We start from the raw sequence: 21,235 nt of genomic DNA on the forward strand, positions 1-21,235 counted from the left end.
CTGGATGTCTCGCGGGTGCGGCCACGCTGCCCGGCGGTGAGGTCCGCGCGGGCGCCTCCTCGGTCTGCAGGAGCCTGCGACGGCCTGGGCCTCGCAGACGCCGATCTGCGCGTGGACCCGGGCCTGGGCGGCGTCGTGGCCGGGCGCCCGGACCTGGGTCCAACCATCCTCCCTTGGCCCGGCGGCCCCGCCCGCCGACTGGGCCTCGGTCCCCGAACCCGACGACCATAAGATCAGGCCGCGGGGGGAGATCTACCCGGCCATGGAGGGGGCGTAGGGCAACAGGGCCGGAGCCAGCTGCATGCCGGGGGCCAGGCCGAGGGCGACGAGGGCGTCGGGCAGGCCGCGCCCGGTGCGTGCGGCCTCCACTGTTCCCGGGGTGGCCAGTTGGCGGCAGCTGGCGGCAATGATGTCGAAGAGGCGCTGTACCCGGCCGGGACCGCGGGGCAGCAGCTGGCCGTGGAAGTCCTCGTGGTGGGCGAGAACGAGGGCGGCCAGGCCCGCGACGTGGGCCGAGGCCGTGCCGGTGCCGTCGAGGGCCGTGTAGCCGCCTTCCGGGGCGCACGACAGGACGGCCACACCGGGGGCGGCTGCGTCGATGCCAGGGCCGTAGCTGCTGAACGGGGCGGCGAACAGTCCTTCCGGTGTCAGCTGCGGCCCTGTGTGGGTGGCTTGGGATGTGTCGGGCGGGTAGGTGCCGAAGGCTCCCAGGGCGCCTACGGCGAAGACGGTGGGCAGCGAGGCGGGGAAGGCGATCGGCCCGCCGGTGTCGCCTGCCGGGGCGATGCAGGCGATGCCTGCCGCGCTGGCGTCGGCAAGTTTGCGGGAGACCAGCGCCGACGGGTAGGGGGTGGCCACGGCGATGTGGGCGAGGTCGGTCTCGCGTTCGATGCAGTGGTCGAGGGCTGCGATCAGGTCGCTGAAGTGGCCGTCGGGCAGCACCTGGCAGACGTCGAGCTCGGCGTCGACGGCGATGCCGATGATGCCCGTGCCGGTGTCCGTGCCGGCGATGATGCCGGCCGCGTGGGTACCGCTGCCGTCCAGGTCGTGCGTCCAGCCCTCCTCCGTGCCGTGCACGAGATCGGCGCCCGAGCGCACTCGTTGCTTCAGGTCGGGGTGCTCGGTGCTGACGCCCGTACCGATGACAGCGATCTTGATGCCGAAGGCGCGGAACGTGGGGGGCAGCCGGTCCAGCCGCATGGCCTGCTGGCCCCAGCTGTACTGCTGGCGTTCGTCCAGTTCCGGGTACACCTTGGACAGCGGGGTGAGGGTGACGACGTTCTCCCGGGCCGCCGACAGGTCGGGACGGTGGATCCAGCGGTCCGTGTAGTTGGCCCTGGGGCGGACGTACAGGCACTGGACGGACTGTTCGGTCTCGGTGGCCAGTGTGACGGTGACCGTCCCATCGGCGGCGGTGATGCCCTGGCTCGGCCAGGTCGCCCCGATCAGGAACACCCCTGCGCCGGCCAGCGGTTCGCCGTCCGGGCCGCAGACGCGCAGCGAGATCTCCGCAGGCTTCTCCATCGGCAGGACCAGCCCCGGGTCGTACAGCGGTAGCACCCCCGGGGCCTGCGTGGCGGCCGGCCCGGCGCCGGACAGCGGCAGGTCCGGCTCGATGTGCACGTGCAGTGTCCGCATCGCCGGCAGCTGGGTCTCGGCTGCCTCGACGACCGCGATCTCCGGACAGGAGGGGAAGACCCCGGCCGACTGCAGTTTCTCGGACGGCTGGAGTCTGCGGATCACCGTGATGTCGGGCATGCCCTCGAGCCGGTCGCACACCGCGTCCATGCTGAGTTCGGGCACTCCTGGTGGGAGCAGTTGCTGGGGCAGCGGTGTCACCATGTACCGCTGCCGGCGCGGCTGCACCACGGCCGGTGACGGTGCGCTCTTCTTGCGTGGCGCCGCCTCTTTGCTCTCGGGGCCCAGCTTGCCGCCGGAACCCGCGCCCTCGGATTCGCTCTGGCGGTTGTTTCGGGGTTTGTTTCCGGGCCTGTCCTTGACCATCACGTCCACCTTCACCATGCCTACGTCGGTCTTTGTGCTTCTGATCCGGATCACGGGCGGTACGCGTCCATGGTGATGCGGTGTGCCCGGGAACGACTCCCGGGCACACCGCATCGCGCGCCGCCAGGATCAGCCGATACCGAAGGGCTGAGTCATCTGGCCGTAACCGAAGCCGGGCTGCTGGAACTGCGGGAACTGCTGGCCGAACTGCTGCTGGCCGTACCCGCCGCCCCACTGCTGCTGGCCGTGCTGGCCGTGCTGGCCGTGCTGGCTCTGCTGCAGCAGCGTCAGGATCGCGGTCGGCAGCGCCTGCTGCACGGACTGCTCCACCGCGCTGCGCACACCCTGGAGCAGCGTCGTGTGCAGCGCGACAGCCAGGTACGGGTGCGCGTGCTGCTGGGGAATGCCCTGCTGCTCCAGCTGCTGCTGGACCTGCTGGATCTGCTGCAGCGTCTGCTGCATGCGCTGCGCGATCTGCTGACTCGCCTGCTGGCAGGCCTGCTGGATGGACTGCTGGACCACCTGTGCGAGCTGCTGCGGCCCGGCGGACTGCTGGCCGAACTGCTGCAGGGGCGGGGCACCGGTCATCACCGACATGAATGCTCCATTCAACGCCACGGGAAACGCTACATAAGAGGTTATGTAGGTTTTCGGAATGATTCCGACGCGATGAAGCTAAGATGGCGTCGCCCTGACCGCAATCGGGCGAGCCGCTCGGAGGGAAGAATCCCCCCGATCGGATCCGTCGAGTGGCGAGCCGTCGTCGGCGCTGCAGAATGGGCAGCTGGAGTCGGCGGACGACGGTGTGGACGGCAGGTACTTCAGGCCGGCGCGGGCGCAGGTGCCCTCCGAAGCCTTCCCAGCAGAGACCTGCCAAAATTCTGATCGACACTCCCCGCACATCACCGAGCATCACGGAGAGAATGCATAGATTAGGCACACGGCCCTACTGCGTTGTGATCACGCGAGTGGGACGCGCCCTGGCTGGCCGAGCTCCCGCGGCCTTCGGGGCAAATGGGATATGGGGTAATTGGCAGCCCGACGGTTTCTGGTTCCGTTAGTTCAGGTTCGAGTCCTGGTATCCCAGCCACGGCGGACGCCGCCATCACGGGAGGCACCGACGAAGGCAGACGTTGCCTGGACGCGGCGGGCAACCGCACCTGGGTAACCGACGGACGCAGCAACAAGACCGTCTGCACCTTCGACAGCTGGAGCCTGCCCGAGTCCACGGTCGAACCGTCCACGAAACCGGAACGGGCGCGGAGAGACCACCCCGGACCCTGGCGTATGACCTGACAGGCCGCCTCACCGCGGTCGGCGCGGCAGACGGCCTGACCCGCAACACCTACACCTATAGCGATCGCGGCCAGCTCCTGGCCGCCGACGGTCCGGGCGGCGCCACGTCCCGCGGCCTGTTCCCGCCCAGTTGCCGTTCCAGCACCATGATCTGATGGCGCAGCGCCCACTTTGTCGGCGGCCTCGAAGAGGTGACGGGTTGTGCATGCAGAACGCCGCGCCGGAGGCGTAGATGCCGTCGATGCACATGTTGGCTCCGACGCACCGGCGGATCCGGTCCGTGTGCCCGTCGCGGACCTTGTTGGGCAGTTCGGGGTCGGCCATCAGCGCCCGGGGCGGAGAGCTTCTGCTTGATGCGCCCGGCGAACTCGAGGTGAGGAGAGGCGGGCGTGGACATCGGCGGGATGGTGCGGGCCAGGTCGGCGTCGGTGCCGATCGAGCCCTTGACCAGGCTGATGAAGTCGATGCCGGCCTCGGTGATGTCCTGGGCGATGTCCTGGGCGATGCGCAGTGCCTCGTCCGTCTTGAGGCCGCCCGCACGCTCTTCGTCGAAGGTCAGGCGCGTGCCGATGACGAACTCCGGGCCGACCGTCGCGCGGATGGCGCGGATGACCTGGAGCGGATAGCGCATGCGGTTTTCGTAGGAGCCGCCGTACTCGTCCTCGCGGTGGTTCCAGAACGGGGTCCAGAACGAGTCCAGGAGGTGGCCCCAGGCCATGAGTTCGATGCCGTCGAGTCCCGAAGTCTGACAACGCTGTGCGACGTCGACGAAGTCCTGCCGCACCCGGTCGAGGTCCCACTGCTCTGCGGCCTTGGTGAAGGCGCGGTGTGCGGGCTCGCGGACGCTGCTGGCAGAGATCGCCGGGAGCCAGTTGTCGGTGTAGCTGCTGGTGCGGTGACCGAGATGCGTGAGCAGAGTCATCACAGCCGCGCCCTGCTCGTGCACCTCGTCGGCGAGCCGGCGCAGCCACGGCTGACGAGAGCGCTGCCGCCGATCACGGTCAACTCGACGCCGCCACGGGCCTTTCCGACGTGGTAGGCGCGGTAGCGATCCTTGGGCAGGCCGTCCTCGCTGTAGGCAGGTTCGTGGGACATGCTGACGATGCGGTTGCGCAGAGTCAGGTTCTTCAGGACAAACGGACTCATCAGGGGGTGTTGACGGTCACCCCGCACCTCCATGGATTCGGACGGAAGGACGGGTCAGCGCCCGTGGTGGTGCATGACGTGCTTGGTGCGCGAGTAGTCGTCCAGTGCGTAGATCGACAGATCCCGGCCGTAGCCGGATCCCTTGAACCCGCCCCAGGGGACTTCGCCGGCCAGCACGAGATGGGAGTTGACCCAGACGGTGCCGAAGTCGAGGCGGGCGGCGATGTCGTGGCTGCGGCGGGCGTTCTCGGTCCACACGGACGCCGACAGACCGAGGGGGACGTCGTTGGCTCGCCTCACCGCCTCCTCCTCGTCGGCGAAGGTCTCGACCGTGACCACGGGGCCGAAGATCTCCTCGCGGGCGACTTCGGCTCCCTCGGGTACGTCGACCAGTACGGTCGGTGCCACGAAGTAGCCGGGTTCGTCGAGGGCCCCGCCACCCGTCGCCGCACGCACGCCTTCCTTCGTCGCACGCTCCAAGTACCCGATGACGCGGTCGAAGTGGGCCTTCGAGACCATGGGCCCGACTTCGACCTCCTCGCCGGAGGTCGGCTCACCGACGACCAGGGCCAGTACCTCGCCGACGAGTTGCTCGACGAACTGCTCGGCCACCGATTCGTGGACGAGGACGCGGCAGGCGGCCCCGCATTCCTGGCCCGAGTTCCAGAAGCTCGCCACGCGCAGCGACGAGGCGGTGGCCGCGAGGTCGGCGTCCTCGAAGATCACCACCGGGGCCTTGCCGCCGAGTTCGAGGTGGACGCGCTTGAGGGTGTCGGCGGCGGCCCTCGCGACGGCTCGGCCGCCGGCGACCGAGCCGGTCAGGGCGATCATGTTCACGTCCGGGTGCTCGGCGAGCCGGGCGCCGGCGTCCGCGCCGTAGCCGTCGACCACGTTCAGTACGCCGGGCGGCAGGAGGTCGGCGACGAGTTCGGCGAACTTCAGGGTGGTCAGCGGGGTCCGCTCGGACGGCTTGATGACCAGGGTGTTGCCTGCGGCGAGGATCGGTGCGATCTTCCAGGCCGCCATGAGCAGCGGGTAGTTCCAGGGAGTGATCACGCCGATCACGCCGAGCGGTTCGCGCAGGATGACCGACAGGTGGTTCTCGGCGTAGTCGCCGGCGGCCATGGAGGTGGTCGCGCGCAGCGCACCGGCCATGAAGCGGAAGGTGTCGACGGTCATGCCGACGTCGTCCCGGGACACCGCGAGCGGCTTCCCGGTGTTGGCGGACTCCAGCCTGCTCAGGAGGTCGGTTTTCTCGGCCGAGGCCAGCCGGTCGGCGATGGCGTGCAGCACCTCCGAGCGGTCCTTGGGGACCAGCCGTGCCCACCGATCCTTGGCTGCTACGGCGGCGGCGACCGCTCGGTCGATGTCCTCGGCGGTTCCCTCGGGAATCCGGGCGATGGCGGTCTCGGTGCTCGGATCGACCACATTGGCCCGCACCGCCTCGGCCCGGCCTCAGCGGCCCTGGCGGAGGTCCGGGCCGCCGCGCGGGACAACGATCATCTCCGCATCCGGGAAGACGACTTGAGGTACCAGGACGCTCTCGCCCGCATCGCGGACCTTCCGCAGGCCGCCCAGACCTTCGAGCGCCTGATGGCCCGCCTGCGCATGTTCGTCGCGGTCCTGGACATGGACTACAGCCAGGCCTGCGACACCATCAGGAACGAGGACGCCGCGGTCCACGACGCGTTGTGCAACGCGGACGGGAACGAGGCGGCACGGCTGTGGCGGGTGAAGATCGAACGCTGCGTCCGCTACATGATCGCGCAGCTCCCCGAGGACGATGTCGCCCCGTATCTGTGGACCACCTTGGCGGGCAGGCCCCGCATGCGCCCCGGGGAACCACGGGGCGTCGCGCACTGACTTCCCGACGAGCCGGGGACCGGCTCGGCCGGTGTCTCAGATGGCTTCGCGAATGGCCCGTTCGAAGCCTTCGACGTGGCTGCGGGCGAGCTGTGCCGCCCGGTCGGGGTCACCGCCGACGATCGCCTCGATCAGCGGTCCGTGCTCTCCGACGTGGCCGGCCATGTCGGACAGCCGGTCGACGAACAGGCACCAGATGCGGGTGGCCAGGTTGTCGTGGCGGACGAGGGTGTCCTCCAGGTACGGGTTGTGCGTGGCGGCGTAGATGGCGCGGTGGACCTGAAGGTCCAGGCGCATGAGCCCGGCGGCGTCCTGCCCGGAGGAACCGGCACCCTCCAGTTCCCGCCCCAGAGCCGTCAGGCTCGCGCGGTCGGTGGCCGTGGCGCGCCGCGCGGCCTGCGCTGCGGCCAGGGGCTCCAGTTCCTGGCGGACCTCGGAGATGTGGGCGAGGTCGGTGATGTTGACGTCGGTGGCGAAGGTGCCGCGGCGGGGGTAGGTCGTGATCAGGCGCTCGTACTGGAGGCGCTTGAGCGCCTCGCGCACCGGCGTCCGTCCGACGCCGAGGGACTGCCCGAGCTGCTCTTCGTTGATCGGCGCGCCGGGGCGGATCTCGAGCATGACGAGCCGGTCGCGGATGGCGCGGTAGGCACGCTCGGCGAGGGACAGTTCCTCGACCTCGCCCATGGGGTCGGTCGCCACCTGTTGCATGAAAAGCCCCCTTGACCTGTCCGACGAGCTCCCATACCGTACCGCACAGGCTGATATATCAGTTGCTCATTAGCTGGCTCTCAGGATGGTGCACAGATGGCAACGAACCCGTCGATCACCACGGTCGCCTCTCCTCTCTCCCTCCCGCTCAGCAGGCTCGACCCGGACGTCGCCGCCGCCGTCGGCGCCGAGCTGCACCGTCAGCAGTCCACCCTCGAGATGATCGCCTCGGAGAACTTCGCACCGGCCGCCGTCATGGAGGCCCAGGGCTCGGTCCTGACCAACAAGTACGCCGAGGGCTACCCGGGCCGCCGCTACTACGGCGGCTGCGAACACGTCGATGTCATCGAGCAGTTGGCCATCGCCCGGGTGAAGGAACTCGGTGCCGAGGCCGCGAACGTGCAGCCGCACTCGGGCGCGCAGGCCAACGCCGCCGCGATGTTCGCGCTGCTGGAGCCCGGCGACACGATCCTCGGCCTTGACCTGGCGCACGGTGGGCACCTGACTCACGGCATGCGCCTCAACTACTCCGGCAAGCTGTACAACGTCGTGCCGTACCACGTGCGCGAGTCGGACATGCGTATCGACATGGACGAGGTCGAGCAGCTCGCTCTCGCCCACCGGCCCAAGATGATCGTCGCCGGCTGGTCGGCGTACCCCCGCCGGCTGGACTTCGCCGCCTTCCGCCGCATCGCCGACGAGGTGGGCGCGTATCTGATGGTGGACATGGCGCACTTCGCCGGTCTGGTGGCCGCAGGCCTGCACCCGAGCCCGGTGCCGTACGCCGACGTCGTGACGACCACTACGCACAAGACCCTGGGCGGCCCGCGCGGCGGTGTGATCCTCAGCCGTGCCGACCTGGCCAAGAAGATCAACTCCGCGGTCTTCCCGGGCCAACAGGGCGGCCCGCTGGAGCACGTCATCGCGGCGAAGGCGGTCGCCTTCAAGGTGGCGGCAAGTGAGGAGTTCAAGGAGCGCCAGCAGCGCACCCTGGACGGCGCCCGCATCCTCGCCGGACGGCTGCTGGCCGACGACGTGGCCGAGGCCGGGATCACCGTGCTGACCGGCGGCACCGAAGTCCACCTGGTCCTCGTCGACCTGCGGGGCTCCGCGCTCGACGGTCAGCAGGCCGAGGACCGGCTGCACCGGATCGGCATCACCGTCAACCGCAACGCGGTGCCGTTCGACCCCCGCCCGCCGATGATCTCCTCGGGGCTGCGGATCGGCACCCCCGCCCTGGCCACCCGCGGCTTCGGCGAGACGGAGTTCCGGGAGGTCGCCGACATCATTGCCCAGGCCCTGAAGGACGAGCGGCTCGGCGACGAGCGGGCGGGCCTGCTGCGCGACCGGGTCGAGAAGCTCGCCGACGCGTTCCCCCTCTACCCCCACCTGCCTCACCTGCCCCACGTGAACGGAGACGCGGCATGACCGCCGAGCCGCTGCCGGAGCATCCGGACTTCCTCTGGCGCAACCCCGAGCCGCGCTCCTCGTACGACGTCGTCATCGTCGGCGCGGGAGGCCACGGCCTGGCCACCGCCTACTACCTCGCCAAGAACCACGGCATCACCAACGTCGCCGTCCTGGAGAAGGGCTGGCTGGCGGGTGGCAACATGGCCCGCAACACCACGATCATCCGCTCCAACTACCTCTGGGACGAGAGCGCGGCGATCTACGAGTACGCGCTCAAGCTGTGGGAGCGGCTCCCGGAGGAGCTGGACTACGACTTCCTGTTCAGCCAGCGCGGCGTCCTCAACCTCGCGCACACCCTCCAGGACGTCCGCGAGGGCGTGCGCCGCGTCAACGCCAACCGCCTCAACGGAGTCGACGCCGAGTGGCTGGAGCCGGACGAGGTCGCCGAGGTCTGCCCCATCCTCAACGTCTCGCCCCGCACCCGCTATCCGGTCCTCGGCGGCACCTTCCAACCGCGGGCCGGGATCGCCAAGCACGACCACGTCGCCTGGGCGCTGGCCCGCCGGGCCGACGAGATGGGCGTGGACCTGATCCAGGGCTGCGAGGTCACCGGCTTCCTCAAGGACGGCGACCGGGTCGTGGGCGTCGAGACCAGTCGCGGCCGCATCCACGCAGGCCGGGTCGGCCTCGCGTCCGCCGGGCACAGCAGTGTGCTGGCCGAGCGGGCGGGCGTACGGCTGCCGGTACAGTCACACCCACTCCAGGCGCTGGTCTCCGAGCTGCACGAGCCGGTGCATCCGACGGTCGTCATGTCGAATCACGTGCACGTCTACGTCTCCCAGGCCCACAAGGGTGAGCTGGTGATGGGCGCGGGCGTCGACGCGTACAACGGTTATGGGCAGCGCGGTTCCTTCCACGTGATCGAGCAGCAGATGGCCGCCGCCGTCGAGCTGTTCCCGATCTTCGCCCGCGCGCATGTGCTGCGGACCTGGGGCGGCATCGTCGACGTCAGCCCGGACGCCTCACCGATCGTCGGCAGCACGCCCGTGGAGAACCTCTACGTCAACTGCGGCTGGGGCACCGGCGGATTCAAGGCCACCCCGGCCGTCGGCTGGACCTTCGCGCACACCATCGCCACGGGCGAACCGCATCCGCTGAACGCCCCCTTCGCCCTCGAACGCTTCGCGACGGGCGCCTTGATCGACGAACACGGCGCGGCAGCCGTGGCCCACTGAGGAGGACACCGTGCTGCTGATCACCTGCCCTTGGTGCGGTCCGCGGAACGAGACCGAGTACCACTACGGGGGACAGGCTCACGTCCCCTATCCCGAGAACCCCGCCGACCTCACCGACGAGCAGTGGGCCGAGTACGTCTTCTACCGCGACAACCCCAAGGGCCCCTTCGCCGAGCGGTGGATGCACAGCACCGGCTGCCGCCGCTGGTTCAACGTCCTGCGCGACACCGTCACCTACGAGGTGCTCGCCGCCTACCGGCTCGACGAGCCCCGCCCCGAACTGCCCCAGGCCGGAGGTAACAACCGATGACCGACCAGCGATTCCGGCTGCGGCAGGGGGGCCGTGTCGACCGTGACCGCGTGCTGCGGTTCACCGTCGATGGGCAGGAGCTGACCGGGCACCCCGGAGACACCGTCGCCTCGGCGATGCTGGCGAACGGGTGCGTCGAGGTCGCCCCGTCGCTCTACCGAAGCCGTCCGCGCGGCATCGTCTCGGCGGGCGTCGAGGAGCCCAACGCCCTGGTGCAGCTCGACGGTTCGTGCGCGGAGGGCATGCTCCCGGCGACGACCGTGGAGCTGTACGACGGTCTGTCCGCCACGACTCTGTCCGGGATGGGCCGGCTCGACCCGACCCCCGACCCCGCCGTCTACGACAAGAAGTACGTCCACACCGACGTCCTGGTCGTCGGCGCCGGACCGGCCGGCCTCGCGGCCGCCGCCGCTGCGGCCGGCTCCGGCGCCCGCGTGATCCTCCTGGACGACCAGCCCGAGCCAGGCGGTTCGCTGCTCTCCGGTGCGGAGAGCGACCTCCGGTGGGTCGCAGAGGTCCACGCGGTACTCGACGCCGCCCCCGAGGCCGTAGTCCTCCAGCGCACCACGGCGTTCGGCTCGTACGACGACAACTACGTGCTGGCCCTCCAGCGGCGCACCGACCATCTCGGAGCCGACGCCCCCGACCCGTCCGAAGGCGTCTCGCGCCAGCGTCTGTGGCACATTCGGGCCCGCCAGGTGGTCCTGGCGACCGGCGCCCACGAACGTCCGCTGGTCTTCGCCGGCAACGACCGCCCCGGGGTGATGCTCGCCGCGGCGGTGCGCTCGTACCTCAACCGGTACGCCGTGGCTCCGGGCTCGCGGGCCGTGGTGAGCACGACCAACGACAGCGCCTATGACACGGTCGCCGACCTCCACGCCGCCGGGATCGAGATCGCCGCCGTCGTGGACGCGCGCGCCGAGCTGTCCCATCGGGCCGCCGAGGTCGCCGTGGCGACCGGGGTGCGGGTGCTGACGGGCAGCGCGGTGGTCGACACCGCGGGCGACGGCCGGCTCACCGGAGTCACCGTCCAGGCCCTCGACGAGCACGGCCAACTCGCCGGTATCTCCCAGGCGTTCGACTGCGACCTCCTCGCCGTGTCGGGCGGTTGGAGCCCGGTGGTGCACCTGCACAGCCAGCGCCAGGGTCGGCTGCGCTGGGACGAGGACCTGGTCGCCTTCGTTCCCGACGGCGCCGTACGGGACCAGCAGGTCGTGGGTGCGGCCCGCGGGACGTACGACCTCGACGGCTGCCGGGCGCAGGGGGCGCGGGCCGGTGCGCGGGCCGCGACGGAGGCCGGGTTCCCGGTTTCCGTACCGTCGTCCAGCGATGACCAAGGCTCCGGCCCGGTCCGCGCGCTGTGGCTGGTGCCTGCCCCCGACGGCGAACCCGGCACCTGGGACACCCACTTCGTCGACCTCCAGCGCGATGTCACCGTCGCCGACGTCTGGCGCTCCACCGGCGCCGGCATGCGCGGTGTCGAGCACGTCAAGCGCTACACCTCGCTCGGCACCGCCAACGACCAGGGCAAGACGTCCGGTGTCAACGCGATCGGCGTGATCGCCGAGGCGCTCGGCGCGGGTGCGTCACCGGGGGAGATCGGTACGACGGCCTACCGGGCGCCGTACACGCCGGTGGCGTTCGCCGCTCTGGCCGGGCGTGAGCGCGGCGAGTTGTTCGATCCGGAGCGCACCACGTCCATCCACAGCTGGCATGTCGCTCAGGGGGCTGTGTTCGAGGATGTCGGGCAGTGGAAGCGCCCCTGGTACTTCCCCCTGCCCGGTGAGGACATGGACACGGCCGTGGCCCGTGAGTGCCGCGCGGCCCGTGAAGGCGTGGGAGTCATGGACGCCTCCACCCTCGGCAAGATCGAGATCCGGGGTGCGGACGCGGGGGAGTTCCTCAACCGCGTCTACACCAACGCCTTCAAGAAGCTCAAGCCCGGCCTCGCCCGCTACGGCGTGATGTGCAAGCCCGACGGCATGATCTTCGACGACGGCGTGACCCTGCGCCTCGACGACAACCGCTACTTCATGACCACCACGACCGGCGGCGCCGCCGGGGTCTTGGACTGGCTGGAGGAGTGGCTCCAGACCGAGTGGCCCGAACTCGACGTCCACTGCACCTCGGTGACCGAACAATGGGCGACGATCGCCGTCGTAGGCCCGAGGGCGCGCGAGGTCGTCGCGGGGCTCGCGCCCGACGTCGACCTGTCCGCCGAGGCGTTCCCCTTCATGGCCTTCCGCGAGACCACCCTGGCCTCCGGCGTCCCCGCCCGCATCTGCCGGATCTCCTTCTCCGGCGAACTCGCCTACGAGATCAACGTCTCCGCCTGGTACGGCCGCGCCGTCTGGGAGCAGGTGTACGAGGTCGGGCAGCCGTACGGCATCACCCCGTACGGCACCGAGACCATGCACGTCCTGCGGGCCGAGAAGGGCTACATCATCGTCGGCCAGGACACCGACGGCACCGTCACCCCGCAGGACGCGGGCATGAGTTGGGTGGTCTCCAAGCAGAAGGAGTTCATCGGCAAGCGGTCCTACTCCCGCGCCGACACCGCCCGCACCGACCGCAAGCAGTTGGTCGGCCTGCTGCCGGCCGACCGCACGACCCGGCTGCCCGAGGGAACCCAGCTCGTCGCGCCGGACGTCGCCTTGGAGACGGTGCCCGTGCCGATGCTCGGCCACGTCACCTCCAGCTACCGCAGCCCGGCCCTCGGCCGCCCCTTCGCCCTCGCCCTCGTCTCCGACGGACGGGCAAGGATCGGCGAAACCCTCCTCGCCCCGGTGGGCGAGGAACTGGTGCCCGTCGAGGTGACCGACTTCGTCCTCTACGACCCCGAAGGGACCAAGCGAGATGGCTGACGAGACGACTGAGCCGACGTTCGGCGCGGGCGCGGGCCCCGTGGCCCAGCGCACCAGCCCCCTGGCACATCTGGTGGAGCGGATGCGCGCCGCCACCGTCACCGGCCCCCGCGGCGTGACGCTCGCCGAGCGGCCGTTCACCGGCATGGTCAACGTGCGTGTCGATCCCGCGTCCGAAGCGGCCGACCGCATCGAGAAGGCCCTGGGGGCGCCGCTCCCGCTCCAATGCGGCCACACCACCGCGTCCGGCCCTCACACGGCCCTCTGGCTCGGCCCCGACGAGTGGCTCGTGCTGTCCCGGTCCGACGCGACCGCCGTGACCGCAGAGCTGCGGGAGGCACTCGGCGGCGACCCGGGCTCGGTCGTGGACGTCTCGGCGAACCGCACCACCCTGGAGCTGAGCGGCCCCACGGCCCGGCAGGTACTGGAGAAGGGCTGCCCACTGGACCTGCACCCCCGGTCCTTCGCACCGGGCCAGGCGGTGTCGACCACGGTGGGCCCCGTCGCGGTACTGCTCCGGCAGGTCGACGACGCACCCACGTACCAGCTCTTGCCGCGCTCCTCGTTCGCCGACTACCTGGCCCGCTGGCTCATCGACGCGATGAGTGAGTACCGCGGCCCGGAAGCGCCCTGAGGGCGCTGAGCGCGTTCGACCTGTACTCGGTCGGCATCGGCCCCTCCTCATCCCACACGGTGGGGCCGATGCGCGCGGCGCGGCGCTTCGTCCAGCGCCTGGACGACGAGGGTTTGCTGACCTTCGTCGGCCGAGTGCGGGCCGAACTGTTCGGGTCGCTCGGTGCGACGGGCCACGGGCACGGCTCGGACAAGGCGGTGGTGCTCGGCCTGGAGGACGAGGATCCGGCAACCGTGGACACCGGACGGGCCGATGGCCGGGTGGCGGAGGTGCGGGCCGGCAGCACTGCTTCTGGCGGGCAAGCACCGCATCGGTTTCGACGGCGATGCCGACCTCGTGCTGCACCGATGCAAGTCCCTGCCCGCGCACCCCAACGGCACGGTGTTCCATGCCTTCGCGGACGACGGCCGGCTGCTGGACGAGCGGACGTACTACTCCATGGGCGGAGGCTTCGTCGTCGACGAGGCCGCCACCGGCAGCGCACGCGTCGTCGCGGACACGACACGGGTGCGCTTCCCCTTCGACTCGGCGGTCGAACTGCTCGCGCTCCGCGCCCGGGAAGACCTCGCCGTCAGCGACATCGTGCTCGCCAACGGGCAGGCCTGGCGTCCCGAGGCCGAGGTGCGGTCGGGACTGCTGCACCTGTGGTCGGTCATGCGAGCATCCGTGGAGCGCGGATGCCGGCGCGAAGGGGTGCTGCCCGGCGGCCTGCGCGTGCCACGCCGCGCACCGGGCCTGTTCCGGGGGCTGAACGCGAAGACCGACGGCGGGGATCCCCTCCAGGTCATGGACTGGGTGAATCTGTTCGCCCTGGCCGTCAACGAGGAGAACGCCTCCGGCGGCCGCATCGTGACCGCCCCGCCCAACGGGGCGGCCGGCATCATCCCGGCCGTACTGCACTACTACGTGCGGTTCGTACAACGCGCAGACCGATGTCGTCCACCTCTCCCTCCACGATGCCCCGCCCGTCCAGTGGGCCCTGATCTGGCGCACCGACCGCGTGACTCCGCTGGTACGCGCACTCACCCGGGCGGCGACCGACTGCGGGGACTCAGCCACGCGTCAGAGATGCGCTGGCGTGGGTGTCTGTGTCCCCTGGTCTCCATCCGGGCCCGTCCGCGAGGTCGCTCCGGCCGCCGGACGGACCGCCGGTGCGGTCAGCAACTGGCGGAAGATGTCCGCACCCAGGCGTTCGGCCTCGGCCTGACTCAGGACGGCGCCGCTGAGGTCGGCCTGCGGCCCGGTCCACTGCTCGGCCGTGGTCCGGGCGGTGAAGAAACGAAGGTAGCCGCAGCACACGGCGGCGGCCGGGCCGGTGCCGGGGCGGGCGCCGTAGGAGACCACCGCGGTGGCCGGCTGCCACCTGGTCTTCCCGTCGGTGAACTCCACGCGGACGGGTTCACCGGTGACCGGGTCGGTGGAGGTGATGACGGTGTCGGTGTCGAGCATGACCGGTATGCCGAGCGCGTCGATCGCGCACATCGACCACACCGTCGGCCCGCCGGCGATCTGCACGACGTGCTCGGTGGGGGTGGCGGAGAACGGATACGCGGCCTGGATGCGGCCGGTGTCGTCCAGGGTGAGGAAGTCCTCGGTGGCCAGCTCGGCGAGCACCCGGGCGGCCGGCATGCCGAAGGGCTCGGCTGCCGAGTCCAGCTCGCCCGCGCCGGGTGCGGTGCCGGTGGTGGCGAAGGAGCGCAGGACGGCCTGCTGGACCGCGCGTAGGCCGCCTTCGATCGGGGCGAGGCGGCCCTGTCCGGCGCGGCCTGCTGCCTGGTAGTGGCGGTAGTGGCGATTGGGGCGGTTGGGGCTGTCGTGTCGAGGGCTTGCCGCAGCTCCTCGAGGGATGGTGCCCCGCCGATCCGGCCGTCCAGGCCACGGTAGAGACGGCAGGACACGCTGGCCGCAGTACCGGGGGTGGCGAACGGGTCGCGACCGTCGACCAGCAGCGTCGGCGAGCCGCGCATGCCGCGCCGTTCGGCCTCCGCCTGGTCGTGGACCACGTGCACGGTCAGCTCCACGTCCGCTCGGTCGGCCAGGGCGAGCGCCAGCCGTTCCTTGAGTACCGGGCCGTTCGGGCAATCCGCGACCGTCAACATCTCCACGCGCATCAGTGGCACCTCCAGGCCGTGCGGCCCACGCTAGACCTTCCACCACACTGGAAGGTCAAGGGCTACGGTGAAGGTATGCGCATCGGAGCCCTCGCCGCCGCCACCGGCACCACTACCAAGACCCTGCGCTTCTACGAGCAGGCCGGACTCCTGGAGGCGCCGCCCCGCACCCCGGGCGGCTACCGCGACTACCCGGCCCACGCCCCAAGCCGGGTCGGCTTCGTCCGCTCCGCCCAAGCGGCCGGCCTCAGCCTCGCCGAGATCCGTGACGTCCTCGCAATCCGCGACGGTGGCCAGGCACCGTGCGCGCACGTCACCGCACTGCTCGACCAGCACCTGGCCGACGTCGAGCGAAGGATCGCCGAACTGGACGCGACCCGCGCCATGCTGCGAGAACTGACCCGCACCGCCTCCGCCACCGACCCCGCCAGCTGCGCCGAGGGAGACATCTGCCGCATCCTCACAGCCGGCTGACGCAGCCCCTGGGACAGGCAGGCCAGAGAACCTTGGGCCTTGGGCCCATAGCGGCGCGTGAGCCCCTGGCATCGCGGGCAGTAGCAGACCTCCCCAGGGGCGCACCCCAGCAGGATCGCGGCGGCTGCCCGGTCTGTGTCCGGCGCGACGCGCTGCCGGCACGCCGTGATGTGCGGGTCCGCGAGTGCGGCACGTGCTTCATCGGCCCGGATCGGATGAGAGCTGCCCTCGATCGTGGTGCGATCGGCCATGTGGATCAGGGGGCTCGGGCCCGGTCGGTGCGCGCTTCAGCTGGACGACGTAGCCCGATTTCGTCGACGGGGGGCGTGAAGGTGGGCAGGGGACCAGCACCCTTCGGCCGGCGCTGCGACCGCCTCGGCGGCTGACGTCCAGCGAGAGCGAGGGCATCTCGTACGGCATCCACTCACCGTGAGCTCCTTCTTCCCTGTCTGTCGGCGTGTAGGGCCGACGAGGCCGCGGTCCGCTTGCCGTCCTGCCTCCTCAAAGGCAGCAGGCGGGCCCAGCTCGCGACGCGCGAGCCTGACGGGTCAGTCCTGCCAGTCCAGCCGCGGCCCAGGTGCCGTGATGAAGCGGCGTAGTCCTGCCCCGTCGGCGGACTGCCGTGACGCCTGGATCCGAATCCGATTGCATCGTCATGACCGGCTGCGCATGCTGCTGGGATGCGCTTCTCCATCAACATCCCCAACTTCGGCGACTTCGCCGACCCGCGTAACGTCGCGACCGTGGCGGCTGCCGCCGAACAGGCAGGCTGGGACGGGCTCTTCGTCTGGGACCACGTACTGCACCGACAGCACCAGGGGCGTCCCTTCGGGGACCCCTGGATGCTGCTGACCGCGGCCGCGCTGGAGACCTCCCGGATCCGACTGGGCACCCTGCTGACGCCGGTCCCTCGTTACCGTCCGCAGCAACTCGCCCGGCAGGTGGCCACCTTGGACCACCTCAGCGGTGGCAGGGTGACCTTTGCCGCGGGCCTGGGCGGTCCCGTCGAGGATGAATACCGCAGCTTCGGCGACTCCGCCGAGCCACGTCTCCTCGCCGAGCGGCTGGACGAGGGACTGGAACTGTTGGGGCGCTTCTGGTCCGGCGAGCCGGTGAACCACCACGGCCGGCACTTCGAGGTACGGGACGTGACGCTGGTGCCCGCCACCGTGCAGCGGCCCGGTCCGCCGGTGTGGATCGGCGGGTTCTGGCCGCGTCGTGCGCCCATGCGGCGGGCAGCGCGGTGGGACGGCGCGGTGCCGCTGTTCGAGACGGCCCGGCATGGTCATGCGCCGGATGTGGCGGAGGTACGGGAGCTGGTCGCCTACGTGCGCAAGCAGCGTACGGCCGGAGCCGAGCGCCCCTTCGAGTTCGTGCTCGGCGGTGCCACGCCCCTGGACGCGGCCAAGGCCAAGGACATGATCGGTCCGCTGTATGACGCCGGCGCCACCTGGTGGGACGAACGGCAGGTCCAGACCGGCCCCGACCTTGATCGTCTGCTCCCGGTGCTACGCCGCATCGAGGCGGGGCCGCCGGTGGTCTGATGGGCCGTTCGAGGGTGCGCCGGGCTTGTCGGTGGGTCCCTTCGGGCGCTTGTCGGGGCGGTAGCCGGGGCCGCTCATGATGACGCAGTCGACGCAGTGCAGTCCGAGCAGGCGCTGATGAGCATCGCGGCTGACGTTGGGCAGCAGCTGCACAGCATGAAGGCGCGGATGGCCTTGGCTCGTGGCAGGAGCCCTCGCTGAATGTCCGACGACAGAGCACCCAGGCCCCAGCCGTGGAAACGGATCACACGCCGCCGCGTGTGATCCGTCCGGTTCGCGGCGTGGCCGCGCCCATGCCCGCGAACCGGCCATGCTCGCGGGCCCATGGACCGCCGCGCTCAGACCACGATCTTGCGGGGGTTGAAGTTACCGCCCGGGTCGGCAGCGTCGAAGAGACCCGACACGATCGCGACGCCCTGCGTCGAGATGTCCTCCTCCAGCCACGGCGCGTGCTCCAGGCCCACCCCGTGGTGGTGCGAGATCGTGCCGCCGGCGTCGATGAACGCCTGCTGGATCGCGCGCTTCACGGTGTCGTACTCGCCGAGCGGGTCGTCACCGAAGACGAAGGCGAAAGTGAAGTAGAGACAGGCTCCGGAGTGGTAGGAGTGCGACAGGTGTGACATCGTCCAGCCCTTGCGGCCGATCTTCTCGTAGGCGCGGTCGGCTGCCGCGTAGACCGCCGCGTGGATGCCACGCAGCTTCGACCAGGGACCGGCGGTCTCGCTCACGTCACCGGCGGCACCGCGGTCGAGCAGGAAGTCACGGATGTACGGCGTGTCGAACTTCTTCTGGTCGTAGAGCGCACCGGGTCCCTTGCCGACGCCGATGCCGTGATGCTTGCGGACGATTCGGTCGACGAGCGACTTCTGCCGTTTCGCGTGCGCCTCACCGCCCTCGAAGCCGATGAAGGAGAGGCACATCTCGTCGAGGTTCCAGCCACGCCTCTTGAGATACGCCATGAGGCCGGCCTGCGCCTTCTTCTGGATGCCCTTCGACTCCTTGCTCGTCGCCAGGGAGAAGCCCGTCTCGTGCGCGTCCGAGATACGGGTGACGGAGGGCGAGACGTCGCTCTCGGCGATCTCCTGCATCGCGGCGAGGCCGTGGTCGAGGTTCTTGAAGAAGTAGGCGTGGATGGCACGCTTTTCGGGGAGCCGGTGGACCTGCACCGTGACCTCGGTGATGACGCCGAGCCGTCCCTCCGAGCCCACCACCATCTCCCGCACGCTCGGCCCGGTCGACGCGCTCGGAACGGCACGGATCACGAGGACCCCGCCGGCCCGCACGACACGCAGCCCCTTGACCATGTCCGCGATGTCGCCGTACTTGTCCGACTGCATGCCGGACGAGCGAGTGGCGACCCACCCGCCGAGCGTCGAGTGGGTGAACGAGTCGGGGAAGTGCCCCATCGTCCAGCCGGCCCGGTTGAGTTGAGCCTCGAGATCGGGGCCCAGGGCCCCGGCCTGGATGCGTGCCAGGCCGGAGTCGGCGTCGATCTTCACCACCTGGTTGAGGCGGCCGAGGTCGAGTGAGACGACCACCCGCGACTCGTCCGGGTGCGGCTCCAGGCTGCCCGCGATGTTGCTGCCGCCCCCGAAGGGGATGATCACGGCGTCCGCCTCGACGGCCGCGTCGACGACGCGTCGCACCTCCGCCTCGTCGGCCGGGTAGACGATCACATCGGGAGTGCGCGCGATCTCGCCGGATCGGATGCGGACCAGGTCACGCAGGCTCTTACCGTACGTGTGCACGACCCGGGACAGGTCGTCGATGACGGTGTTCCCCGCTCCGACGATGCCGCTCAGGACGGTGACGAACTCCTCCGGTGCCGTCGAGGCCGGCACCTTCAACTGCGAGAAGTCGGGCCGTTCGGCGTGCTCGTCCGCCCAGAGATCGAGACCGACGGCCTTCTGTACGAACGGCGCGAAACCGGGCTTGTCCTCGTGATGGAAGCCGACACCTTCCAGGCCCCAGCCCCACCACTTCATGTGTTTCACCTCACCAGCGAGCATCGAGTCGGTGCGGTAGGTGGGTTCGGTCACGAACGGTCTCCTTCAAGTACGCGACGTGAGGTGGCATTCGCGCCGAGGATGCCGTCGGAGTGCTCCTCGGACAGGGTGACGATCGCCGAGCGGATGCGTTCGGTGAACTCGCTCCTCAACTCTCCGGGATGGGCGATGAGCGGTTCGCCGAAGACGACTCCGACCGGCAGGCGGCCCGCTTTGGGCCAGTTGGATCCGCGAGGATGCGCCTCGTGCGCGCCGATGACCGCGACGGGGAGCACCGGTACCTCGGCCGACGAGGCGAGCGCCGCCGCCCCCGGCTTGAACGTCCCGAGCGATCCGTCGCGCGAGCGGGTCCCCTCGGGAAATATCAGGAGCGGCACTCCCCGGTTCAACAGGGCCTTGGCGCTTACTCTGTGGGGGTTCACTCCGGTGCGGTCGACCGGGAAGGCGTTGAAGAAGAGAGCCGTGAGGCCGCGCCGCCGCCACACGTCGAAGAAGTAGTCGGCGGCGGCTCCCACCGCGAGGTAGCGCGCCAGTCTGCGGGGCAACGCGCCCATGATGAGTGGCGTGTCGAGGTGCGAGGTGTGATTGGCGACGACGACATATGCGTCCTTGATGTTCGCCAAGCGCTCGCGCCCAAGTACCGTGACGCTGGTCACGCTCCAGACGACGGGCTTCAGCAGCCCCCGCTGTGCGATGAAACGCGCCGCAGCGTGAGAGCGTGAGGTGAAACGGTCGCGTACCGTCGCAGGCATCCGCTTCCTTCCCGTGCGGGCTCGCCCGCACTACTTCTTTCAGTGAGTGAGACTGTCGTTGCGGCTGGACGAGATCCGTCGCGAGATCCACCGCACCGTGTGGCGCGGTAGATGACGTGTGAACCAGATGAGCAACCGGTAGCGGAAACTCGGTATGGAGATCACCCGTCCGCGGCGCACGTCGCGCAGACTCGTCTCGACGAGTCGCTCGGCGTCGAGCCAGAGGAAGTTCGGAATGCTCGACGACCGGATTCCGGCCCGCTCGTGGAATTCCGTGCGGACCCAGCCCGGACAAAGGGCTGTCACGGTGACGCCCGTTCCATGGAGCTCGTTCGCCAGTCCCTCCGTGAGTGAGGTCACGAAGGCCTTGACGGCCGAATAGCTCCCCATCGTGACGAAGCCGGCCGTGCTCGACACATTGACGATCGCGCCGTGTCCGCGCTCGCGCATGGCCCGTCCAGCGGCGCCGGCGAGCACCAGCACCGCACGCCCCATGACCTCGATCGCCCGGTCGTGCGGAGCGGTGTCGGCCGAGGTCATCGGTGCGTGCACGCCGAAACCGGCGTTGTTCACGAGCATGTCCACCGGACGGGCGGGGTCCTCCAGCCGGGCGACGACACGCTCGACGTCGGCGCGATCGGACAGGTCGGCGGGCAGTACCTCGACGGCGCGGCCGCGGGATTCGAGCTCGACCGCCATCCGGCCGAGCCGCTCCCTGTCGCGCGCCACCAGGACAAGGTCCCATCCGCGGTCCGTCAGAGCCCGCGCGAACGATGCTCCGATACCCGACGTGGCACCGGTGACAAGTGCGACCCGTGTACGGCTCAGCACAGTTTCATATGCCATCTACTCGACATCCGAGCTCTCCGCTCGTAGTG

General features: G+C 70.2%; 19 protein-coding genes, 1 tRNA gene and 3 pseudogenes. 11 read left to right on the forward strand and 12 right to left on the reverse strand.

Going from position 1 to position 21,235, the window contains the following annotated elements:
- Positions 1-252: 252 nt before the first annotated feature.
- A complete protein-coding gene (locus tag ACZ69M_RS48595; RefSeq protein WP_470060126.1) occupies positions 253-2,022 on the reverse strand; it encodes a S8 family serine peptidase in 1,770 nt (589 codons plus the stop codon).
- A 111-nt stretch (positions 2,023-2,133) separates the two neighbouring features.
- A complete protein-coding gene (locus ACZ69M_RS48600) occupies positions 2,134-2,601 on the reverse strand; it encodes a hypothetical protein (RefSeq protein WP_470060127.1) in 468 nt (155 codons plus the stop codon).
- Between the two features lie 418 nt (positions 2,602-3,019).
- Between ACZ69M_RS48600 and ACZ69M_RS48605 the strand changes: the two genes are divergently transcribed.
- Positions 3,020-3,094 (forward strand) — tRNA-Gln (locus tag ACZ69M_RS48605).
- 261 nt (positions 3,095-3,355) lie between these two features.
- Here ACZ69M_RS48605 and ACZ69M_RS48610 read toward each other — a convergent pair.
- Genes ACZ69M_RS48610 through ACZ69M_RS48620 form a run of 3 tightly spaced genes read right to left on the reverse strand, consistent with a single transcriptional unit; the run spans position 3,356 to position 5,874 of the window.
- Positions 3,356-4,222, reverse strand: a complete 867-nt coding sequence (locus tag ACZ69M_RS48610; RefSeq protein WP_470060128.1) for an oxidoreductase — start codon at positions 4,220-4,222, stop codon at positions 3,356-3,358.
- On the reverse strand, positions 4,222-4,446 hold the full coding sequence (locus tag ACZ69M_RS48615; RefSeq protein ID WP_470060129.1) for a hypothetical protein: 225 nt from the start codon (positions 4,444-4,446) through the stop codon (positions 4,222-4,224). The genes ACZ69M_RS48610 and ACZ69M_RS48615 overlap by 1 nt, the downstream gene beginning before the upstream one ends.
- Before the next feature lie 54 nt (positions 4,447-4,500).
- Complete coding sequence (locus ACZ69M_RS48620) at positions 4,501-5,874, reverse strand: aldehyde dehydrogenase family protein (RefSeq protein ID WP_470060130.1); 1,374 nt, start codon at positions 5,872-5,874, stop codon at positions 4,501-4,503.
- A gap of 96 nt (positions 5,875-5,970) precedes the next feature.
- On the opposite strand from ACZ69M_RS48620, the gene ACZ69M_RS48625 reads away from it, so the two are divergent.
- Entirely contained in the window at positions 5,971-6,309 is a 339-nt protein-coding gene (locus ACZ69M_RS48625) for a hypothetical protein (protein ID WP_470060131.1), read from the forward strand.
- A 36-nt stretch (positions 6,310-6,345) separates the two neighbouring features.
- Here the strand turns inward: ACZ69M_RS48625 and ACZ69M_RS48630 are convergent, their stop codons facing one another.
- Positions 6,346-7,017, reverse strand: coding sequence for a GntR family transcriptional regulator (locus ACZ69M_RS48630; protein ID WP_470060132.1), 672 nt, complete (start codon positions 7,015-7,017; stop codon positions 6,346-6,348).
- Between the two features lie 96 nt (positions 7,018-7,113).
- Here ACZ69M_RS48630 and glyA point away from each other — a divergent pair, with 96 nt between their 5' ends.
- The 6 genes and pseudogenes from glyA to ACZ69M_RS48660 form a co-directional block, all read left to right on the forward strand.
- Positions 7,114-8,445, forward strand: a complete 1,332-nt coding sequence (gene glyA, locus ACZ69M_RS48635) for a serine hydroxymethyltransferase (RefSeq protein ID WP_470060133.1) — start codon at positions 7,114-7,116, stop codon at positions 8,443-8,445.
- On the forward strand, positions 8,442-9,662 hold the full coding sequence (locus ACZ69M_RS48640; protein WP_470060134.1) for a sarcosine oxidase subunit beta family protein: 1,221 nt from the start codon (positions 8,442-8,444) through the stop codon (positions 9,660-9,662). The genes glyA and ACZ69M_RS48640 overlap by 4 nt, the downstream gene beginning before the upstream one ends.
- Positions 9,663-9,672: 10 nt before the next feature.
- Positions 9,673-9,972, forward strand: coding sequence for a sarcosine oxidase subunit delta (locus ACZ69M_RS48645; RefSeq protein ID WP_352052631.1), 300 nt, complete (start codon positions 9,673-9,675; stop codon positions 9,970-9,972).
- Positions 9,969-12,836, forward strand: a complete 2,868-nt coding sequence (locus tag ACZ69M_RS48650; RefSeq protein ID WP_470060135.1) for a sarcosine oxidase subunit alpha family protein — start codon at positions 9,969-9,971, stop codon at positions 12,834-12,836. Before ACZ69M_RS48645 ends, ACZ69M_RS48650 begins: the two co-directional genes overlap by 4 nt.
- An 82-nt stretch (positions 12,837-12,918) precedes the next feature.
- The gene (locus ACZ69M_RS48655; RefSeq protein ID WP_470060151.1) at positions 12,919-13,470 is read left to right on the forward strand and encodes a sarcosine oxidase subunit gamma; all 552 of its coding nucleotides are present in this window, start codon (positions 12,919-12,921) and stop codon (positions 13,468-13,470) included.
- Between the two features lie 68 nt (positions 13,471-13,538).
- Positions 13,539-13,878, forward strand: a pseudogene (locus tag ACZ69M_RS48660) (serine dehydratase beta chain); the annotation flags it as partial.
- Positions 13,879-13,901: 23 nt separating this feature from the next.
- Here ACZ69M_RS48660 and ACZ69M_RS48665 read toward each other — a convergent pair.
- Entirely contained in the window at positions 13,902-14,126 is a 225-nt protein-coding gene (locus tag ACZ69M_RS48665) for a hypothetical protein (protein ID WP_470060154.1), read from the reverse strand.
- Here ACZ69M_RS48665 and ACZ69M_RS48670 point away from each other — a divergent pair.
- Positions 14,053-14,322 (forward strand): annotated as a pseudogene (locus ACZ69M_RS48670) (L-serine ammonia-lyase, iron-sulfur-dependent, subunit alpha); the annotation flags it as partial. The gene ACZ69M_RS48665 and the pseudogene ACZ69M_RS48670 overlap by 74 nt on opposite strands.
- Before the next feature lie 210 nt (positions 14,323-14,532).
- Here ACZ69M_RS48670 and ACZ69M_RS48675 read toward each other — a convergent pair.
- Positions 14,533-15,099 carry an alkylmercury lyase family protein gene (locus ACZ69M_RS48675; RefSeq protein ID WP_470060152.1) on the reverse strand — a complete coding sequence of 189 codons (567 nt, stop codon included), beginning with the start codon at positions 15,097-15,099 and terminating at the stop codon, positions 14,533-14,535.
- Positions 15,100-15,656: 557 nt separating this feature from the next.
- On the opposite strand from ACZ69M_RS48675, the gene ACZ69M_RS48680 reads away from it, so the two are divergent.
- On the forward strand, positions 15,657-16,055 hold the full coding sequence (locus ACZ69M_RS48680; RefSeq protein ID WP_470060136.1) for a MerR family DNA-binding protein: 399 nt from the start codon (positions 15,657-15,659) through the stop codon (positions 16,053-16,055).
- Positions 16,056-16,222: 167 nt separating this feature from the next.
- Here the strand turns inward: ACZ69M_RS48680 and ACZ69M_RS48685 are convergent.
- Positions 16,223-16,318, reverse strand: a pseudogene (locus ACZ69M_RS48685) (DUF6233 domain-containing protein); the annotation flags it as partial.
- A gap of 417 nt (positions 16,319-16,735) precedes the next feature.
- Here ACZ69M_RS48685 and ACZ69M_RS48690 point away from each other — a divergent pair.
- Complete coding sequence (locus ACZ69M_RS48690) at positions 16,736-17,599, forward strand: LLM class flavin-dependent oxidoreductase (RefSeq protein ID WP_470060137.1); 864 nt, start codon at positions 16,736-16,738, stop codon at positions 17,597-17,599.
- A gap of 338 nt (positions 17,600-17,937) precedes the next feature.
- On the opposite strand, the gene ACZ69M_RS48695 is transcribed toward ACZ69M_RS48690, so the two are convergent.
- The 3 genes from ACZ69M_RS48695 to ACZ69M_RS48705 are packed head-to-tail and all read right to left on the reverse strand — an operon-like array spanning position 17,938 to position 21,203.
- A complete protein-coding gene (locus tag ACZ69M_RS48695) occupies positions 17,938-19,638 on the reverse strand; it encodes an FAD-binding oxidoreductase (RefSeq protein ID WP_470060138.1) in 1,701 nt (566 codons plus the stop codon).
- On the reverse strand, positions 19,635-20,357 hold the full coding sequence (locus tag ACZ69M_RS48700) for a lysophospholipid acyltransferase family protein (RefSeq protein ID WP_470060139.1): 723 nt from the start codon (positions 20,355-20,357) through the stop codon (positions 19,635-19,637). The genes ACZ69M_RS48695 and ACZ69M_RS48700 overlap by 4 nt, the downstream gene beginning before the upstream one ends.
- A 39-nt stretch (positions 20,358-20,396) precedes the next feature.
- Entirely contained in the window at positions 20,397-21,203 is an 807-nt protein-coding gene (locus ACZ69M_RS48705) for an SDR family NAD(P)-dependent oxidoreductase (protein WP_470060140.1), read from the reverse strand.
- Between the last annotated feature and the right edge of the window lie 32 nt (positions 21,204-21,235).

Source organism: Streptomyces sp. NPDC107454 (assembly GCF_055582885.1).

Excerpts from the sequence above, each read along its gene's own strand:
- ACZ69M_RS48600 (WP_470060127.1), bottom strand. The coding sequence starts at position 2,601 with ATGTCGGTGATGACCGGTGCCCCGCCCCTGCAGCAGTTCGGCCAGCAG.
- ACZ69M_RS48655 (WP_470060151.1), top strand. The coding sequence starts at position 12,919 with ATGCGCGCCGCCACCGTCACCGGCCCCCGCGGCGTGACGCTCGCCGAG.
- ACZ69M_RS48615 (WP_470060129.1), bottom strand. The coding sequence starts at position 4,446 with ATGAGTCCGTTTGTCCTGAAGAACCTGACTCTGCGCAACCGCATCGTC.
- ACZ69M_RS48705 (WP_470060140.1), bottom strand. The coding sequence starts at position 21,203 with ATGGCATATGAAACTGTGCTGAGCCGTACACGGGTCGCACTTGTCACC.
- ACZ69M_RS48630 (WP_470060132.1), bottom strand. The coding sequence starts at position 7,017 with ATGCAACAGGTGGCGACCGACCCCATGGGCGAGGTCGAGGAACTGTCC.
- ACZ69M_RS48650 (WP_470060135.1), top strand. The coding sequence starts at position 9,969 with ATGACCGACCAGCGATTCCGGCTGCGGCAGGGGGGCCGTGTCGACCGT.
- glyA (WP_470060133.1), top strand. The coding sequence starts at position 7,114 with ATGGCAACGAACCCGTCGATCACCACGGTCGCCTCTCCTCTCTCCCTC.
- ACZ69M_RS48690 (WP_470060137.1), top strand. The coding sequence starts at position 16,736 with ATGCGCTTCTCCATCAACATCCCCAACTTCGGCGACTTCGCCGACCCG.
- ACZ69M_RS48680 (WP_470060136.1), top strand. The coding sequence starts at position 15,657 with ATGCGCATCGGAGCCCTCGCCGCCGCCACCGGCACCACTACCAAGACC.
- ACZ69M_RS48640 (WP_470060134.1), top strand. The coding sequence starts at position 8,442 with ATGACCGCCGAGCCGCTGCCGGAGCATCCGGACTTCCTCTGGCGCAAC.
- ACZ69M_RS48595 (WP_470060126.1), bottom strand. The coding sequence starts at position 2,022 with ATGGTGAAGGTGGACGTGATGGTCAAGGACAGGCCCGGAAACAAACCC.
- ACZ69M_RS48610 (WP_470060128.1), bottom strand. The coding sequence starts at position 4,222 with ATGACTCTGCTCACGCATCTCGGTCACCGCACCAGCAGCTACACCGAC.
- ACZ69M_RS48665 (WP_470060154.1), bottom strand. The coding sequence starts at position 14,126 with ATGACCGACCACAGGTGCAGCAGTCCCGACCGCACCTCGGCCTCGGGA.
- ACZ69M_RS48700 (WP_470060139.1), bottom strand. The coding sequence starts at position 20,357 with ATGCCTGCGACGGTACGCGACCGTTTCACCTCACGCTCTCACGCTGCG.
- ACZ69M_RS48675 (WP_470060152.1), bottom strand. The coding sequence starts at position 15,099 with ATGCCGGCCGCCCGGGTGCTCGCCGAGCTGGCCACCGAGGACTTCCTC.